This window comes from Catellatospora sichuanensis, assembly GCF_007483665.1.
GTDB classification, from domain to species: Bacteria; Actinomycetota; Actinomycetes; order Mycobacteriales; family Micromonosporaceae; genus Catellatospora; species Catellatospora sichuanensis.
On record NZ_VIQO01000025.1, the window covers coordinates 19007 to 33999 of the forward strand.

At 71.8% G+C, this 14993-nt stretch carries 14 protein-coding genes; 3 read left to right on the plus strand and 11 right to left on the minus strand.

Annotation, left to right across the window (positions count from 1 at the left end):
* Nucleotides 1-72 precede the first annotated feature (72 nt).
* The 7 genes from FLL47_RS30780 to ruvC form a co-directional block, all read right to left on the minus strand.
* Nucleotides 73-627 carry an adenine phosphoribosyltransferase gene (locus FLL47_RS30780; RefSeq protein ID WP_425457779.1) on the minus strand — a complete coding sequence of 185 codons (555 nt, stop codon included), beginning with the start codon at nucleotides 625-627 and terminating at the stop codon, nucleotides 73-75.
* A 134-nt stretch (nucleotides 628-761) separates the two neighbouring features.
* Nucleotides 762-1874, minus strand: coding sequence for a protein translocase subunit SecF (gene secF / locus FLL47_RS30785; protein WP_144125458.1), 1113 nt, complete (start codon nucleotides 1872-1874; stop codon nucleotides 762-764).
* Nucleotides 1874-3730 (minus strand): protein translocase subunit SecD, encoded by a 1857-nt coding sequence (gene secD, locus FLL47_RS30790; RefSeq protein ID WP_246158889.1) that lies wholly within the window; start codon nucleotides 3728-3730, stop codon nucleotides 1874-1876. Before secD ends, secF begins: the two co-directional genes overlap by 1 nt.
* A 94-nt stretch (nucleotides 3731-3824) precedes the next feature.
* Nucleotides 3825-4151 (minus strand): preprotein translocase subunit YajC, encoded by a 327-nt coding sequence (gene yajC, locus FLL47_RS30795; RefSeq protein WP_281286754.1) that lies wholly within the window; start codon nucleotides 4149-4151, stop codon nucleotides 3825-3827.
* A 151-nt stretch (nucleotides 4152-4302) separates the two neighbouring features.
* Entirely contained in the window at nucleotides 4303-5367 is a 1065-nt protein-coding gene (gene ruvB / locus FLL47_RS30800; protein ID WP_144125464.1) for a Holliday junction branch migration DNA helicase RuvB, read from the minus strand.
* A complete protein-coding gene (gene ruvA / locus FLL47_RS30805; protein WP_144125468.1) occupies nucleotides 5364-5960 on the minus strand; it encodes a Holliday junction branch migration protein RuvA in 597 nt (198 codons plus the stop codon). Before ruvA ends, ruvB begins: the two co-directional genes overlap by 4 nt.
* Complete coding sequence (ruvC, locus tag FLL47_RS30810) at nucleotides 5960-6490, minus strand: crossover junction endodeoxyribonuclease RuvC (protein ID WP_144125977.1); 531 nt, start codon at nucleotides 6488-6490, stop codon at nucleotides 5960-5962. Before ruvC ends, ruvA begins: the two co-directional genes overlap by 1 nt.
* Nucleotides 6491-6734: 244 nt before the next feature.
* Here ruvC and FLL47_RS30815 point away from each other — a divergent pair, with 244 nt between their 5' ends.
* The 3 genes from FLL47_RS30815 to FLL47_RS30825 all read left to right on the plus strand — a co-directional run bounded on the left by FLL47_RS30815 (nucleotide 6735) and on the right by FLL47_RS30825 (nucleotide 10345).
* Complete coding sequence (locus FLL47_RS30815; RefSeq protein ID WP_144125471.1) at nucleotides 6735-7508, plus strand: 3-hydroxybutyrate dehydrogenase; 774 nt, start codon at nucleotides 6735-6737, stop codon at nucleotides 7506-7508.
* 23 nt (nucleotides 7509-7531) lie between these two features.
* Complete coding sequence (locus FLL47_RS30820; protein WP_425457780.1) at nucleotides 7532-9520, plus strand: helix-turn-helix domain-containing protein; 1989 nt, start codon at nucleotides 7532-7534, stop codon at nucleotides 9518-9520.
* Between the two features lie 72 nt (nucleotides 9521-9592).
* Nucleotides 9593-10345, plus strand: a complete 753-nt coding sequence (locus FLL47_RS30825; RefSeq protein ID WP_144125477.1) for an alpha/beta fold hydrolase — start codon at nucleotides 9593-9595, stop codon at nucleotides 10343-10345.
* A 194-nt stretch (nucleotides 10346-10539) separates the two neighbouring features.
* Here FLL47_RS30825 and FLL47_RS30830 read toward each other — a convergent pair whose 3' ends face one another.
* The 4 genes from FLL47_RS30830 to FLL47_RS30845 form a co-directional block, all read right to left on the minus strand.
* On the minus strand, nucleotides 10540-11157 hold the full coding sequence (locus FLL47_RS30830) for a TetR/AcrR family transcriptional regulator (RefSeq protein WP_144125480.1): 618 nt from the start codon (nucleotides 11155-11157) through the stop codon (nucleotides 10540-10542).
* 13 nt (nucleotides 11158-11170) lie between these two features.
* Nucleotides 11171-12832 (minus strand): MFS transporter, encoded by a 1662-nt coding sequence (locus FLL47_RS30835; RefSeq protein ID WP_144125483.1) that lies wholly within the window; start codon nucleotides 12830-12832, stop codon nucleotides 11171-11173.
* 245 nt (nucleotides 12833-13077) lie between these two features.
* Nucleotides 13078-14085 (minus strand): branched-chain amino acid ABC transporter permease, encoded by a 1008-nt coding sequence (locus tag FLL47_RS30840; RefSeq protein WP_144125486.1) that lies wholly within the window; start codon nucleotides 14083-14085, stop codon nucleotides 13078-13080.
* Nucleotides 14082-14963 carry a branched-chain amino acid ABC transporter permease gene (locus FLL47_RS30845; protein ID WP_144125489.1) on the minus strand — a complete coding sequence of 294 codons (882 nt, stop codon included), beginning with the start codon at nucleotides 14961-14963 and terminating at the stop codon, nucleotides 14082-14084. Before FLL47_RS30845 ends, FLL47_RS30840 begins: the two co-directional genes overlap by 4 nt.
* Nucleotides 14964-14993 lie beyond the last annotated feature (30 nt).

Genomic DNA, 14993 nt, shown 5'->3' on the forward strand with positions numbered 1-14993 from the left:
ACCCGGGCGGGTGGCGGGCGCGATGGATCCGGGCGCTCCGTGCGCGCCCCGGACGGTGGTGTGCGTGGGGCGCTAGATGCGCAGGAGAGCGTGCACCGGGCGCTCGCCCAGGCGCTCGCGGCCGCCCAGGAAGCCCAGTTCGATGAGCACCACGAAGCCGGCCAGCTCGCCGCCCGCACGCTGCACCAGGTCCAGCGTGGCGTCGGCGGTGCCGCCGGTGGCCAGCACGTCGTCGACGACCAGCACCCGCTGGCCGGACGTGAACGCGGCCTCGCTGATCTCCAGGGTCGCCGTGCCGTACTCCAGGGCGTACGTGGCCGCGTGGGCCACCCGCGGCAGCTTGCCGGCCTTGCGTACGGCCACCACACCCGTGCCGGCGGCGTACGCGACCGCGGCGGCCAGCACGAAGCCACGCGCCTCCACGCCCACGACCACGTCGAACGAACCGGCGTACTGCGCCACGATCGCGTCGATGACGCCGCGGAACGCCTTGCCGTCGGCGAACAGCGGGGTCAGGTCCTTGAACAGGACACCCGTCTTCGGGAAGTCCGCCACGTCGACGACCATGTCGGCGACGAGCGCCGCGGTGGCGGGCCCGCTGTCACCCTGGATCAGATCGTTGGTCACGGGCACACCCTAGTACGACCGGCCCTGCCGCCACACGTTCATCGCGGGTCACACCAGCCGGCTGTGTCGCCCGGCACACGGCCGAGGCCCGGCCCCCTGACGGGAGACCGGGCCTCGGATCGTGTTACGGCAGGTCAGCGACGCTTGCCGGCGGGACGCCCCGCGGGACGTCCGGCCTTGGCGCCGACGGTGGGCTTGGCGCCCGCCTTCGGAGCCGCGCTGCCCGCACCCGCGCCGGCCTGCGCCGGCAGGTCGCCCGCCGGGGCCTTGGCCGGAGCGGCGCGACGCGCCAGCACCCGCGCGGTGTGGTTGGCGATCTTCGGGTCCTTCTCCTTCAGCCACACCAGCACCGGCGTGGCGAAGAACAGGGACGAGTAGACCGCGGTGCCCATACCGATGAACAGCACCAGACCGAGGTCCTTCAGCGTGCCCGCGCCGAGCAGGCCCGCGCCGATGAACAGCAGGCCGCCGACCGGCAGCAGCGCCACCAGCGCGGTGTTGATGGACCGCATGAAGGTCTGGTTCAGCGCCAGGTTGGCCGCCTCGGCGTAGGTCTGGGTGCTGCTGCCCGTGATGCCGCGGGTGTTCTCCTGCACCTTGTCGAACACCACGACGACGTCGTAGAGCGCGAAGCCCAGGATCGTCAGGAAGCCGATCACCGTCGACGGGGTGACCTCGAAACCGACCAGCGAGTACACGGCGGCCGTGGCGACCAGGTCGAACGCGAGCGAGGCGACCGCGGCCGCGGCCATCTGCCACTCGAAGCGGATGACGAGGTAGATGCTGACGACCAGGACGAACAGCGCCAGACCGATCAGCGCCTGCTCGGTGACCTGCGCACCCCAGGCCTGGCTGACCCGGTTGCCGCTGACCTGGTCGACGTCGATCTTCAGCGTCGAGGCGATCTGCGCCTTGACCTCTAGGGTCTGCTCGTTGGTCAGCGAGGAGCTACGCACCGTGATCGCGGTGTTGCCGATCTGCTGGGCGGCGACCAGGGTGGCGTCGGGATCGACCGACAGGATCGCGTCGTCGATCGCCTTCTCGACGTCGGCGAGCTGACCGGCCGAGCTCGGCACGGTGAACTCGTTGCCGCCCTCGAACTCGATACCCGGCTTGAAGCCGATCAGAGACATGGCCAGGATCGCGATCAGCAGCATGCCGCCGGCGACGCCGAACCACAGCTTGCGCCTGCCGACGATCTGGAGACCGGCCTCACCGTTGTAGAGGCGGGTTGCGAGACCACTCATCACTTAGCCTCCTTGGCTTCGTGCAGCACGCGGCCCAGGCCGCTGACGCGCGGGGAGAGGAACGCGTCGGTACGCGCGAACATCGCCATGATCGGGTGACGGAAGAGGAACACCACGATCAGGTCGAGCAGGGTCGCCAGACCCAGCGCGAAGGCGAAGCCCGCCACCGCGCCGGAGGAGACGAGGTAGAGCACCAGCGCGGCCATCAGCGAGATCGCGTTGGCGGTCAGGATCGTCCGGCGGGCGCGCACCCAGGCGCGGGGCACCGCGCTGCGCGGGCTGCGGCCCTCGCGGATCTCGTCCTTCAGACGTTCGAAGTAGATGACGAAGGAGTCCGCGGCGACACCGAGCGAGACGATGAATCCGGCGATGCCGGCGAGCGTCAGGGTGAAGCCCATCTCCCGGCCAAGGAACACCAGCGCCAGGAAGGTCAGCGCCGCCGACAGGATCAGCGACAGCACGATGACCGTGCCCAGCAGGCGGTAGTAGAAGAACGAGTAGATGACGACCAGCAGCATGCCGATGCCGGCTGCCAGCAGACCCGCCTTCAGGTGCTCGCCACCCAGGGTCGGGGTGATGGTCTGCGCCTCCTGCGGGAGGAACGTCATCGACAGCGAGCCGTAGTTCAGGTTGTTCGACAGTTCGGTGGCCGACTTCTGGTCGAAGTCACCGCTGATGACGGAGTCGTCGCCGAGCACACCCTGGATCTCCGGCGAGGAGATGATCTTGTTGTCCAGGACCACCGCGACGCGGCAGTGGCTCTGCGGGCCGACCGCGGTCTGGTCGCACTTCTGGCCCTCGTTGTTGAAGGACTCCTTGGTCAGCGAGGTCCACTTGTCCAGACCCTCACTGGAGAAGTCCAGCGAGACCACCCGGCGGTTGGTGTTCTGCTCGACCTGCGGCGACGCCTTGTCGACGTCGGTGCCCTTGACCTTCGACACGTCGAGCAGGTACTTGGCACCGAGCTCGCAGGCGACGGCTTCGGCGTCCGGGTTGTTGATCGAGCCCGGGGGGCGCTTGTCGAGCTGCTCGCAGGTCACCTGCGGCACGTAGAACTGCACCTTCGGCGGCAGCAGCGCGGCCTCGAAGCCGTTGAGCTGAGCGAACGGCTGGAGCACCTCGATCTGGGCCGGGTCGGCCGCGACCGCGGTCAGCTTGCCGGCCGCGTCCCAGGCGGCCTTGCCGACCTTCGCCTGCACCTGCTCCAGCGTCACCTTCGGGTCCGCCGGAGCGGACGGCTTCGGCGCGGCGGCCGGGCTGGCCGAGGCGGCGGGGGTCTTGCTGGCCACCGGGGTCGGAGTCGGGGTCGGCGCCATCGCGGCACCGCCGCCGGTGCCACCGGACGACGCACTCACCGACGGCTTCGGCGTAGCCGCCGGGCTGGCCGCGGTGCTCGGCTTCGGGGTCGCGGCGGCGCTCGGGCTCGGCGACGCCTGCGGCGCGGCGGCCAGGCCGCTGCCGTCGGTCTGGCTCAGCACCTTGCGGAAGAACAGCTGGGAGGCCTGGCCGACGTCGTTGATCGCGTCGTTGCCCTTCTTGGCCACCGAGATCACGATGTTCTGGTCGCCCTCGATGACGACCTGCGCCTCCGCCACGCCACGGGCGTCGACCCGCTCGGCGATGATGCGGCGGGCCTGCTCGAGGTCCTGCGCGGTCGGCGGCTGTCCGTCAGCGCCGGTCTGCGCCTGGAGGGTGACCCGCGAGCCGCCGACGAGGTCAAGGCCGAGGTTTGGGGCGAGGCGATCCTGCCAGCCGCCCTTGCCGCCGAACCAGACCGCGCTGGCGAGGATGACGAAGATGGCGCCGAGAAGGGCAAGTTGCCTCCCGGGGCGCATCTGTCCCTGAGGTGGTGCCACGGCTGTCGAGTCTCCCTGGAATGAATGACGGATGGGGATGCGCCACGGCCGGCGCGGAAGAAGATGCGGTCAGCCGTGGCGTGGGGTCAGTGAATTACTTGTCTTCCTTGACGGGGTTGTCCACCACGTGCTCGGTCGGCGCGGTGACCTGCTCGGTCACCCGGCCCACGGCCGCGCGCGCGTAGCGTGCGGTCACGCCGGGCGAGATCTCGAGGGTGATGCTCTCGTCGTCCGTGGAGACCACCGTGCCGTACAGGCCGCCGATGGTGATCACCTTGTCGCCGGCGCCCAGCGACTTCTGCATCGACTCGGCTTCCTTGCGGCGCTTCGCCTGCGGCCGGATGAACATGAAGTACATCAAGCCAAAGAGCAGGGCGAACATGATGATCGTCGGCAACGCGCTGCCGGAATTACCGCCCACTTTGTGACCTTTCCACACGGCCCCGCCGCACGGCTGTGCACGCCGGCGGTGGCATCTGTCGTCCGTTCGGACCGCGCGAAGTCTAGTCGGTACGCGAGCGATCGCACACTTGCGGTGTAGGTCACGTTAAGATCTCGAACGCGAGGTCCGCTTACGTGTCCGGCTGGCCGTCGACGGTGAACAAGTCGGGTACCGTGGTGGCACCAGCACCAAAAGTACCATTTGGTGGTTTTTTACCTAGGTGCCGCCACGCGGCAGCCGTCGCCACCCGGCCCCGGGGCGTACGCGCCAGCAGGCCCGCCCGCACCAGGAACGGCTCGACGACCTCCTCGACCGTGTCCGGCTGCTCCCCCACGGCCACGGCCAGCGTGGACACCCCCACCGGGCCCCCGCCGAACAGCTCGACCAGCGACACCAGCACCGCCTTGTCCAGGCGGTCCAGCCCGATGTCGTCGACGTCGTACACCTTCAGCGCCGCGCGCGCCGAGGTCACGTTGACCACCCCGTCCGCGCGCAGCTCGGCGTAGTCGCGCACCCGGCGCAGCAGGCGGTTGGCGATACGCGGTGTGCCCCGGGACCGGCCGGCGATCTCCGCGATGCCCTCCTGCGTCGCCGCCACCCCGAGGATGCGCGCCGAGCGCTGCAGCAGCGAGGCCAGCTCCGGCGCGCTGTAGAACTCCAGATGCCCGACGAAGCCGAACCGGTCCCGCATCGGACCCGTCAGCAGCCCGGCCCGGGTGGTCGCGCCGACCAGCGTGAACGGCTCCACGTCCAGCGGGATCGCGGTCGCGCCGGGACCCTTGCCGACCATCACGTCGACCCGGAAGTCCTCCATCGCGCTGTAGAGCAGCTCCTCGGCCGGTTTCGCGATGCGGTGGATCTCGTCGATGAACAGCACGTCGCCCTGCTGCAGGCTGGTCAGCACCGCGGCCAGGTCGCCCGAGCGTTCGATCGCCGGGCCCGAGGTCATCCGCAGCGCCCCGCCCAGCTCGGCCGCGACGATCATGGCCAGGGTGGTCTTGCCCAGCCCCGGCGAGCCGGAGAACAGGATGTGGTCCGGCGGCGAGCCGCGCCGCAGCGCGCTGTGCAGCAGCACCTCCAGCTGCTCGCGCACCCGCTCCTGGGCGACGAACTCCGACAGCCGCTTCGGGCGCACCGACGCCTCCGCGTCGCGTTCCTCCGGCGAGGCCAGCGCGCTGACCAGTGAATCGGTCATCGCGTCTTGCCCAGCAGCCGGATCGCCTGCTTGAGCAGCACGGGCACGGGCGGGGTCGGGCCGTCGATCGTCTCCGCCACCGCGGTGACCGCCTGGTCGGCCTGGGCCTGGCTCCAACCGAGCCCGACCAGGCCCTGGCGCACCTGCTCGGTCCACGCCTGCGGGCGGCCGCCCTGGGCCGGCACCGCGGCCACCGGGCCGATCTTGTCGCGCAGTTCCAGGACCATCCGCTCGGCGCCCTTCTTGCCGATGCCCGGCACCTGGGTCAGCGTCGAGGTGTCCCCGTGCGCGAGCGCGGCCCGCAGCACGTCCGGCGTGTGCACGGACAGCGCCGCCTGGGCCAGCTTCGGGCCCACGCCGCTGGCCGTCAGCAGCAGCTCGAACAGCTGCTTCTCATCGTCGTCGGCGAAGCCGAACAGGGTCAGCGAGTCCTCGCGCACGATCAGGGTGGCCGACAGCCGGGCCTGCTGCCCGACCCGCAGCGACGCCAGCGTGCCCGGCGCGCAGAGCAGGCGCAGGCCCACCCCGCCGACCTCGACCACGGCCGCGTCCGCGCCGATCGAGGCGACGTTCCCCGCCACACTCGCGATCATCACTGCCTGCCCTTCGCGGTACGGATGGCCTCGCTCAGCCGGTCGCGCGTGCCACCGCGCCAGATGTGGCAGATCGCCAGCGCGAGCGCGTCGGCGGCGTCTGCCGGGCGGGGCGGCGCGTCGAGCCGCAGCAGCCGGGTGACCATCGTGGTGACCTGTTTCTTGTCGGCCTGACCGGAGCCGGTCACGGCGGCCTTCACCTCGCTGGGAGTGTAGGTGCGCACCGGCAGCCCGGCACGCGCGGCCGCCAGCACGGCGACCGCGGCCGCCTGTGCGGTGCCCATCACCGTGCGCACGTTGTGCTGGCTGAACACCCGCTCCACGGCGACGCTCTCGGGCTGGTGGCGCGCGATCAGCTCGGCCAGGCTGCGGTCGAGGTGCAGCAGCCGGTCGGCCAGGTCGGCGTCGGGATCGGAACCGATGACGGTGTAGTCGATCATCACGCAGGGCCGGCCGGGCACGCCCTCCACCACGCCGACCCCGCACCGGGTCAGCCCGGGATCGACGCCGAGCACCCGCCGCTGCCGCACCTGCACCGCTGCTCCGTCCGCCGCGCCGTACGTGTGTACGACACCGACACCCTAGTGGACACCCCCGTCAACGGGGCCGACGCCACGTCACGCACGAACACGACACCACGTCGGACCGCCGCGTGGCGCCGGGATGCCGCCCACACCGGCACGGACACGGTGCCGCACGCCACATCCCTTCCCGGCACACTGTGTGGGCCGGACCCATGTGCCCGCTCCCACGGTCCTCGTAGTTTGACGAGCCATGACGACCGCGACGCCGCCACTGGTACGACTCGACCTCACCGGCCGCACCGCACTGGTGACCGGCGCGGGCAGCGGCATCGGCCGGGCCTGTGCGGCCCGGATGGCGCAGGCCGGAGCCAAGGTGATCGTGGTCGACCGCGATGCGGCGTCGGCCCGGCTGGTGGCCGACGAGATCGGCGGCACCGCGGTGGTGGCGGACCTGGCCGCGCCGGATGCCCTCGACGACATCGACCCGGCCGTCGACGTGGTCGTCAACAACGCGGGCCTGCAGCACGTCGCGCCGCTGCAGGACTTCGACCCCGACCGATTCACCTACCTGCACCAGGTCATGCTGGTCGCGCCGTTCCGGCTGGTACGCCGGGCGCTGCCGCACATGTACGCCCAGGGCTGGGGCCGGATCGTGAACATCTCCTCGGTGCACGGGCTGCGCGCGTCGGCGTTCAAGGCGGCATACGTGTCGGCCAAGCACGGCCTCGAAGGCCTGTCGAAGGTCATCGCCGTCGAGGCCGCCCCGTACGGCGTCACCGCGAACTGCATCAACCCCGCCTACGTGCGCACCCCGCTGGTCGAGGGGCAGATCGCCGACCAGGCCCGCTCGCACGGCATCGACGAGACCGAGGTCATCGAGCGGATCATGCTGGCCAAGGCGGCGATCAAGCGCCTGATCGAGCCGGCGGAGGTCGCCGAGCTGGCCGCCTACCTGTGCACCGACGCCGCCTCGTTCATCACCGGCACGTCCATCGCCATGGACGGCGGCTGGACAGCCCAGTGATCGGCGGGGTAGGAATGCGAGCCATGCCCTCCTCGACCATCCGGTTCCTCGAACTGCTCGAGCGCGAGGCGGCCCCGGTCGAATTCGAGGGGCCGCTGGTGCAGGCGCGCTCGCGGGGCGCCGGCCCGGACGAGATCGCCGAGCTGGAGGAGGCGAAACTCGCCGCGCTGCGGGTGCGGGCGCTGCTGGAGCGCCGCCGCCGCCGCGAGGCGGAGCTGTCCGGCCTGTACGACACCGCGGGCGACCTGGCCGGCCTGCGCGACCTGGACGCGGTGCTGCACGCGATCGTGCACCGGGCACGCAACCTGCTCGGCACCGACATCGCCTACCTGACCATGAGCGACGACGCCGCGGGCGACGTGTACATGCGGGTCACCGACGGCTCGGTCTCGGCGAAGTTCCAGCGGTTGCGGCTGCCCCTGGGCGCGGGCCTGGGCGGCCTGGTCGCGCAGACCGGCACGCCCTACGCGACGGCCAACTACCCCGAGGACCGCCGCTTCCACCACACCGGCGAGATCGACGCGGGCGTGGGCGAGGAGGGGCTGGTCGCCATCCTCGGCGTGCCACTGCGGCTGGGCTCGCGCGTCATCGGCGTGCTGTACGCGGCGAACCGCTCCGAGCGCCCCTTCGCCCGCGAGGAGGTGTCGCTGCTCGTGTCGCTGGCCGCGCACGCCGCCGTCGCCATCGACACGGCCCGGCTGCTCGGCGAGACGCAGACCGCGCTGACGGAGCTGTCCGCGGCGCATACCAAGATCTCGGCGCACAGCGCGTCGGTGGAGCGCGCCGCCGCGGCCCACGACCGGATGACCGCGCTGGTGCTGCGCGGCGGCGGCGTCGAGGAGGTGGCCGCCGCGGTCACCGAGGTGCTCGGCGGTCGCCTGATGGTGCTCGACGCCGACGGCCGCACCCTGGCCGCCGTGGGCGCGGATGGCATACCCGGCGGCCCGGCGCATTCGGGAGCGGTCGCGAGCGCGCTCGGACCGGACGGTCCGGTGCTCCTGCCCGATCCCGCGATCGTGGCCGAGGCGCTGGCGACTTCGCGGGCCGACGGCCGAGCCGTGCGCCGGGGCGGGCTGTGGTTCGCCGCCGTCGTCGCCGGCGCGGAGAACCTCGGCGCGCTGGTCTGGCGGCCGCAGCACGACACCGGCCACGCCGACCAGCAGATCCTGGAGCGCGCCGCGCTGGTCACCGCATTGCTGCTGCTGTTCCGGCGCACCGTCGCCGAGGCCGAGGGCCGGGTGCGCGGCGAGCTGCTCGACGACCTCATCGCCCGGCCGGTACGCGACCCCGAGTCGCTGCGGGCGCGGGCCCGACGGCTGAACGTGGACCTGTCCCGCCCGCATGTGCTGGTCTGCGTCGACGACGCGGCGGCCACCTCCGGTCCGGCCCGGCAGCGGGCGGTGTCGTGGGCGCACACCTTCGCCGGTACGCACGCCGGGCTTGCCGCCACCCGCGACGGCCGGGTGGTGCTGATGGTGCCCGGCACCGACGCGGGCGCGCTGGCCCGCTCGGTCGCCCGGGAGCTGGGCCGGGTGCTCGGCCGCCCGGTCACCGCGGGCGCGGCCGGGCCCGCCGCCGAACCGGCCGGGCTGGCCGCGGCGTTCAAGGAGGCCGACCACTGCGCCACCGCGCTGGCCGCGCTGGGCCGCGTCGGCGACGGCGCGTCGACCGCCGAGCTGGGTTTCGTCGGGCTGCTGCTGGGCGCGGTCCGCGAGGGCGGCGACCCGGACGTGACCCGGTTCCTGCGTGACACCATCGGTTCGGTCGTCGACTACGACCTGCGCCGCGGTACCACGCTGGTCAAGACGCTGGAGTGCTACTTCGGCACGGGCGGCAGCCTGGCCCGCGCCGCCGAGCAGCTGCACGTGCACGTCAACACGGTGACCCAGCGGCTGGACCGGGTGGCCCAGCTGCTCGGCGCGGACTGGCAGCGCCCCGACCGGGCGCTGGAGGTGCAGCTGGCGCTGCGCCTGCACCGGCTGGGCACGAACGCCGAACAACTTTCCGACTGAGGCCCCACCCGCGCCCGCTCCTCGGTGGTAGTGACAGACGACAGCATCTCGTCCGTCCACTGAGGAGTCCCGATGCGAAGACTGGCCCTGCTCGCCGCCGCCGCTGCCGTCGCCCTGGCCGGGTGCTCGGGCGGCGACCCGGTGCCGGCCCCGAGCCCGACCGGCCTGAACGCCGGTGCGGCCTGCGAGCTGCCGGCCGGCGCGCGGCAGACCCGTTTCGGCGAGCACGGCGCCGACCTGGGCGGGGTCATCGTCGGCAGCGGGAAGACGGGGATCGTGCTGGCCCACCAGAACGGCGGCGACGTCTGCCAGTGGGCGCCGTACGCCATCGAGTTGGCCGGGCAGGGCTACCGGGTGCTCGCCTTCGACTTCGGCGGGTTCGGGGTGTCCACGTCCGGCGACGCGGGCAATCCGCAGCAGGTCGCGGCCGCCGCGGCCACCCTGCGCGCGGACGGCGCGACGGGCATCGTGCTGGTCGGCGCGTCGATGGGCGGCACCGCCGTGCTGGCCGCCGCGCCCACCGTGACGCCCGCCCCGCTGGCCGTGGTCGCGCTGTCCGCGCCGTCGGTGTTCGGCGCGAACGCGCTCGATGCGGCGCCGAAGCTGACCATGCCGGTGTTCTACGCCGCGGGCGAGTTCGAGAGCAGCTTCGCCGACAGTGCTCGCGAGCTGCACGGGCTGACCCCGAAGACGACCGCCAAGGAGCTGCTGATCGTGCCGACCGACTGGCACGGCGTGTATCTGCTGACGCCGGGCGGCTCGGCCGCGACGGACACCGTGCGGGCGAAGCTCGCCGAGTTCCTCAAGGCCCATGCGCCGCTCTGACGGCGGCGCACGGCCGCGGCGAACGGGGGTTCGGCGTCGTTCCGGATCAGGGTGCCGGAACGCCGTCGAGGGGACGCCGCAGCAGCTCCGTCGGTGACAAGGGCACTTTCCACGACATCTGGCGAGGTGAAAGTGCCCTTGCTTTCGGCGGGGCGGGAGAACGCGTCACCGCCTGGGGTCCACCGGGCCGGGCCTCAGGCGGTGACGCCTCGCAGCACCACGTCCACGATCTGCTCGGGCAGGTCGTCCACCTCGTCGAGGCGGGGGTTCCAGCGCACCATGCGGTGCAGCAGCAACGGGCTGATCAGCATCGTCACCGTCACCTCGAGGTCGAGGTCGGCCCGCAGCTCGCCGGTGGCGACGCCGCGGCGCAGCACCTCGCGCATCACCTCGCGGCGCGGCTCGGTGATCGCCTCCTGCCAGATCCGGTACGCCTCCGGGCTGCGCGACACCTCCGGCATCAGGCAGGGCATCACCCGAACGGCACGCTCGTCCTTCTGGCCCACCACGCTGAGCAGGCGGATCAGGTCGGCGCGCACCGAGTCGCCCAGCGGTTGCGTCGGCGGGCCCTTGAGCTTGATCAGCGTCTCGAGCAGCAGCTCGTCCTTGCCCGCCCAGCGCCGGTAGATGGTCGCCTTGCCCACGCCGGCACGGGCCGCTATCGCCTCCATGCTCAGCGCCTCGACGGTGACGCCCTCCTCGAGCAGGTCGAGGACCGCTTCCAGGATCGCCTCATGCGCGCGGGAGCTGCGCGGACGCCCTTGCGTCCGCGCAGCTCCCGGGGCCGCCGGCAGTTCAGCGAGCTCAGTCATGGTGAACGGAACCTTACCCGACCGTGGACAGCCGGGACGGCCGCTGGACGTCGCCCTCGTCGCCGTCCCCGGCGGGAACCGATCGGTTCACCGGGACCCCGGCCGGAACCGGGGGGCCACCGGCGCCCGGCGCCCCGCCGGGACCGCCCGCACCCTGCGCCGGCTTCTTCGGCATCCAGCGCAGCACCACCGCCACCGCGATCAGCGCCACCAGCGTGGAGCCGAGCGCCGCCCAGTGCATGGCGTGCACGAAGGCGTCGTTGGCCGCGGTCACCAGCGGCGCGCCCGCCGGGCCGAGGTTGCCGGCCACGCCGTACGCCCCGGCGACGGACTCGTTGGCGATGTCGCGGATCGGCTCGGGCAGCGCGGCCGTCGCGGGCTCGATCTCGCCCCGGTAGACCCCGGCCACGACCGAGCCGAGCACGGCCACGCCCATGGCCACGGCGACCTGCCGGACCGTGTTCGACACGGCCGAGCCGACGCCGGCCTTCTCCCGGGGCAGCACCGACATGATGGTGTTGGTGGCGGGCGGCATCACGTTGGCCATGCCGGCGCCCATGAAGAAGAAGTTCACCACCACGATCCAGATCGGGGTGTCCACCTGCAGGGTGGCCAGCACCGCGAAGGTGGCCCCGGCCACCAGGATGCCGGTCGCCGCCACGGTGCGCACACCGAACCGCTTGACCAGGTTCGTGCTCAGCGGCGCGAACACCATCTGGCCGACCGCGAACGGCACCAGCAGCGCCCCGCTCTGCATCGGCGAGTAGTCCCGCACCAGCTGCAGGTAGAAGCCGACGAAGAAGAACGAGCCCATGGAGGCGAAGAACAGCAGGCCGATGCTGGCCACCGAGGCCGAGAACCGGGCGTCGCGGAACAGCTTCACGTCCAGCGAGGGGTGTGTGGTGCGCCCCTCCCACCAGACGAACGCCGCGAGCACCGCCGCGCCGCCGATCAGCGAGGCCCAGACCTCGGGCCGGCCGAAGCCGTGCTCGCCGCCGTCGACGATGCCGTACACCAGTGCGACCAGACCGACCACGGACAGCACCACGCCGACCAGGTCGATGCGGCCCGGCTGCGGGTCACGCGACTCGGGGACCAGGAACGCGACCGCGACCAGGCCGAACAGGATGATCGGCACGTTGATGATGAATACGGAGCCCCACCAGAAGTTCTCCAGCAGGAAGCCGCCGAGCAGCGGGCCGATGGCGACCGCGAGGCCGACCGAGCCGGCCCAGATGCCGATCGCCTTGCCGCGCTCGCGCGGGTCGAAGACGTTGGAGATGATCGAGAGCGTCACCGGCATGATCGCCGCGCCGCCGACGCCCATGAAGGCTCGGGCCGCGATGAGCTGGCCGGGGTCCTTCGCGTACGCCGAGAGCACCGACGCGATGCCGAACAGCACCAGCCCGATGAGCAGGAAGCGCTTGCGCCCCCAGCGGTCGCCGAGCACACCGAAGCTGAACAGGAGCCCGGCGAAGACCAGGGTGTACGAGTTGATGGCCCACTCCAGCTGGCTCTGGGTCGCGCCCAGGCCGTGGACCGGATCGGCGAGCGTACGCATCGCCACGTTGAGCACGGTGTTGTCGAGCACGACCACGAGCAGGCTGATCACCAGCACGCCGAGAATCGCCCAGCGCCTCGGGTGCCCGGTGTTGGCAGAGTCCACGTGTTCCATCCCCCAGGATTCCGATACGGTTCCGTTCCGTATCGGAAGTGACGCTACGCCCAGCCCTTCAAATACGAAACCGTCCCGTATCGAAAGTGACCCACCCCACTCCGGGAATAACGCCACGCGCCCCGGCATCCATGCCGGGGCGCGTGCCTCGATCATCCGACTTGCCTGGCAGACGTGCGTATCTTGACCACCCATTCGCCCGTGTGCCGGGCAAGTCGAGCGATCTTGAGCCGGTCGATCGGCGGTCAGCCGCGGCGGCGGAGCCAGTGGGCGACGGTGCCCCAGACGCCGCGGCGGAAGATGAGGACGGCGAGGACGAAGATGGCGCCGGTGACGAGGCCGATCTGTTCGAAGCCGGCGAAGGAGAGCCAGTCCTCCAGGCGGGTCACGCCGGCCGCGCCGACGACCGGGCCCCACAGGGTGCCGATGCCGCCGAGCACCACGATGATCACGGCCTTGCCCGAGGTCGTCCAGTGCAGCACGTCCAGCGAGACGAACCGGTGGCCGATCGCGAACAGCCCGCCGCCCAGCCCGGCGGTGAACGCCGACAGCAGGAAGGCGGCCAGCTTGTACCGGTGCACCGGGTAACCGAGCGCGCGAGCGCGGGCCGGGTTGTCCCGGATCGCCACCAGCACCCGGCCGAACGGCGAGTGCACCGCGCGCCAGACCAGGAACAGCCCGCCCGCCACGATCGGCAGCGCCGCGTAGTAGAAGAAGTACTCGTCGGTCAGGTCCAGCCCGAACAGCTCGCGCGGCACCCGCTGCAGGCCGTTCTCGCCCTGGGTGACCGAGCGCCACTGGTTGGCGATGTAGTACACCATCTGCGCGAACGCGAGGGTGACCATCGCGAAGTAGATGCCTACCCGCTTGACCGCGAGATAGCCGACCGGCACCGCCAGCACCACCGCGGCGAGCGCGCCGACCAGCACCGCGGCCGGGAACGGCAGGCCCCAGTGGATCGCGGCCAGGCCCGTGGCATAGGCCGAGGTGCCCCAGAAGGCCGCGTGCCCGAAGGACATCAAGCCGGTGTATCCGAGCAGCAGATCCACCGCCACCGCGAACAGCGCCCAGCAGGCGATGTCCACGGCGACCGTCGGGTAGAGCCCGTTGGGCAGCCACAACGCGACCAGCACGGCCGCCCCGGCCAGCGTCCAGCGCAGCCACCGCGGCACGATCGTCCCGCCCGCGCGGCCGGGCTCCGATGCAGCGCCGGGCTCCGCTCGTACCCCCTGGGTTTCGATCGTCGTGCTCATGCCGGGGCCTCCTCTCGTCCGAACAGGCCGGCCGGGCGCCACAGCAGCACGCCGGCCATCACCAGGAACACCAGAACCTGCGACAGCAGCGCCCAGTGCTCGCCCAGCGCCTGCACCCAGGCCTGCACCAGGCCGATCGCGAACCCGGCAGCCACCGAGCCGAAGATCGAGCCGAGGCCGCCGATCACCACCACCGCGAAGACCACGATGATCAGATCCGCGCCCATCAGCGGATTCACCGCCCGGATCGGCGCGGCCAGTACGCCTGCCAGCCCCGCCAGGCCGATGCCGAACCCGAACACCGGCGTCACCCACCGGCCCACGTCGATGCCGAGCCCGGTGCTCAGCTCAGGGCGCTCGGTGGCCGCCCGCACCACCATGCCGACCCGGGTCCGGCTGAGCAGCCACCACACGCCCACGCACACCGCCACCGCTATGACCAGCACGAACACGCGGTACGCCGGGAAGTCGAATGCGCCGAGGTCGACCGAGCCGGACAGGATCTCCGGGGCGTCGTACGGGCTGGACTGCACGCCGTAGCGGGACTTCACCGCGTCCTGCAGGATCAGCGTCAGGCCGAAGGTGAGCAGGAAGTTGTAGAGCGGATCGAGGCGGGCCAGCCGGGCTACCAGCAGCCGCTCCACTGCCATGCCGAACAGGGCCAGCGCGAGAGGCATCACGAGCAGCGCCCACCAGAACGACAGCCCGACCTCGGTGAGCAGGACGTACGCCCCGAACGCACCGAGCATGTAGATCGCGCCGTGGGCGAAGTTGACGACACGGAGCATGCCGAAGATGACCGCGAGACCTAGCGCCAGCAGCGCCAGGAAAGCACCACCGACCAGCCCGTTGAACGTGTGCTGCAGGAAATTGACCATGGAGTGCGGCCTTCCGGGTTTGGAAGGGCA